This is a genomic window from Cloacibacillus sp. (assembly GCF_020860125.1).
Taxonomy (GTDB): Bacteria; Synergistota; Synergistia; order Synergistales; family Synergistaceae; genus Cloacibacillus.
The window spans coordinates 1-2,971 of the sequence record NZ_JAJBUX010000114.1 but is presented as its reverse complement, the minus strand read 5'-3'; the positions used below and the strand labels follow the sequence as shown (position 1 = coordinate 2,971).

General features: G+C 50.9%; 2 protein-coding genes. Both read right to left on the bottom strand.

Annotated features, from left to right (window positions below):
- A partial coding sequence (locus LIO98_RS13965) for a pertactin-like passenger domain-containing protein (RefSeq protein WP_291958493.1) occupies nt 1–1,643 on the bottom strand: 1,643 nt, incomplete at its 3' end.
- Nucleotides 1,644–2,378: 735 nt separating this feature from the next.
- Nucleotides 2,379–2,971 (bottom strand): autotransporter outer membrane beta-barrel domain-containing protein (locus tag LIO98_RS13960; protein WP_291958489.1); only part of this gene is annotated, 593 nt, incomplete at its 5' end.

Here is a 2,971-nt window from a genome sequence, read left to right as displayed (position 1 = left end):
GCGCTGCCCTGGTCCATGACTTTGATCTTATGGTCGCCGTCGCTGGTGTCGGTGATGAGCAGGTCGCCGTTTCCGCCGACGACGTCGGTCTTCATGACGAAGGTGCCGTTACCGGAGATGTCGTGGGCGTAGAGGTTAATGTGAGAATTTTCTTTTGTGTAGTCGATGGTCGCGTTGGCGGCCATTTTGAGCGAGTTCAGCTCGGAGTCCTGCCTGTAAAGATCCCAGTAGGCGTTCTTCATATCCACATGTATTTCGCCGCTCTGTCCGCCGTCGATGGAGGAGAAGCCCTTCATATAGGAGCCGTCCTGCATCGTCATGTTTATCTTTCCCGCGCTCTCGGCGTGCAGGTTACCGCTGATATTCATCTGCCCGTCCGCGGTGATGGTGCCGCCGTAGCTTGTTCCGAGGGCGAAAGAGCCGTTTTCCAGGTCTGTTTCTATTATGTACTTTCCTGTCAGCTCCACCTCGCCGCCATAGTAGGCGAGCACGCCGGCGGCTTTGGTTCCCATGGTCTTGATGTGAGAACCATCCGTGACGGTGATCTTTGAGTTCTGGCTGTTCCGGGAACCCCACACGATCAGGCCGTGGCTGCTCTTTCCCTCCGTCTCGATGTAGGCGCTCTTGATTGTTACCTGTGCGCCTTCGTTGGCGTAGACGCCGTAATTACTTTCCTCTGAGCCGTGGGTATTGATCGTGAGATTTTCCCCTGCGGTGACGACCGCCATGTCGGAGGCGTATATACCCATGTTATATTTTCTGCCCTCCGTGCTGATTGAAACATTGTCGCCCAGCTCGACGGTAGATGGTATAAAGACCGGTTCGGCAGCATAGGGCGTGGAGAGGCTTTGAGCGACGATAGGCGTCTGCCAGAACCCGCCGACGGTGCGCACGCCGATATTGTAGAGGTTTGTCTTCGTCACAGGGTCACGTTCGCCCGTTGACGTTATCTCCGCGCCATTGCCGATCATGATTTGACCGCCATCCTGCGCGTAAACAGCCGCACCCTCGTTCGTATAGTTTCCCTCGTTTGAGATTTTCGCGTTGTCTCCGATGTCAATGAGTGAAGTTGAGTCGCCGCCGCCCTGTGCCCATACGGTGTAGCCGTTAGTGGTGAAGTCTGATTTGTCACCCGCCTGGATCCGCGCGTTATCGCCTATCCAAATGGTGCTGTTAAAGGATGAGTGTATGCCAAAATGCGAGGCCGTAGTGACCAGACGCGAATTGTCGCCGATGAGAATATAGCCGTTTTTCTGTGCTTCCATAGACATATAGCTGGCTTCGACGTCTACCGTACACATACCAAGAAGGGCAGAACTATATGCCCCATATACCCTGATGCCGTATAATTTGTCCCCGGGCTGGTTCTCCGCGCCCAGGTTGGTGCGGATCGTCATCAGATTACCGGCGTCTAATAGAACGCTTTTCTTCGGGCCGTCGTACGGCGTATATAGATAAATACCGCCGCCCTCCCGGCCGGTGTCGCCGTCATTGACGATAGCGTTTGTCGTGATGTTCACATCATCATCCCATACATCGGTATTGGTGACAGGGCTTGTGATACTTATCTCGGCGGACGCCGGCGGAAGATGAACGCACAGCGCCAGTATCGCGGCGGCGCAAATCATTTGCATTTTTTTCATCTTGATTCTTCACCTTTCTTTCATTAATTCAGTTTTATGAAAAGCCCCTTGTTGTGAGAGACTGATGAAAACGGTTTATTCCATCGAAATGGAAGCGACGTGGATTTTCCTGATTTATACTCTCTTTGGTATTTAAAAAATGGCCCGCGCTGGAGGTGCGCCGTGCCGCCCGGAATTAAGGACACACCAAAATAAGCCCTGATTTCGGACGAAATCAGAGATATCTGCCTGTTGACTCAAACCGTCGGCATCATCGCAGTTTATGGTACGCACGGTAGTTTGCCGCGCACGTCAGTTCCCGGTTATCTTTGTCGGGATCGATCTTGCGCCTCCTATTTGCTAACGCCGTAAATGAAATTCCATAGAAGAAAAAAGGATAATATCGTGGTAACTGATACCGTTTCCACTAACATAAAACCCGCTGAAATAAGATCTCCCAATGTGTTTTCCCCATTTAACAATTGAGATTTTTGTGATCTACCTCCCTTTTATATCTTCTCATTAAAAATATCATTCCGTCGTTTTGCGCGTCCAGCAGATTATGCTTATTTTTTCAGTAAAAATAATGATTTTAATAATAAAGAAAAAAATTTCTATAAAAGATATTTTTATAATTATTTTGCATTAAAAGAAAAAAGATAATGTAAGAAGCTGACAGCCGATTAGTTTTCGGCGGCCAGCTCCACTGAATTACATTTTTATTTCATGTTCGAGAATGTTGAAGGAAGTTATTTTTTAGACGTCGATCCTCCAGCCGGCATAAACCTTCCAGGGTTCAGTGAATTTGCCGCCCGAGGAGCGCTCCAGGCTCATGTATATGCTGTTGTGGTCGTTAAGTCTGGTGGTGAATCCGAGTCCGTACTCCCACCAGCTGTCGCCGAAGGACTCCGGTATGCTGACGTTGTTCGCGATGATATTGACGTCCCCGTCAAACTCTTTCACGTAGGAGACCTTCGCGTAGAAATTCGACTTTGGCGTCTCATATCCGGCCAGCATCCCGAGGCGTCCGAGCAGTGAGTTGAAGCTGTCAACGCCGATCCTCAGGCCGTTGCTGGCGGTGAAAAAGCCGCCGTCCTGACGGGTGTAGCTGAGCTGTGCCTGCGGCTCGATGTACCAGTTTTCGCCCTTCTCGTTTTTCGTGAACCGGAACCGTTTGCCGAGTTCAAGCGAAAGTCCGACGCCGCCGGTGGAGAGGTCGTCTCCCGTAACGCGGTCGCCGTTGGTGTCGAGCACGTCGAAATCGTTTTTCATCCACATGTACTTGAGCACCGCATCGACGTAGAAGCCGTCGTCGGCGATATAGGTGCCGTAGAGTCCGAGGGTCTTTG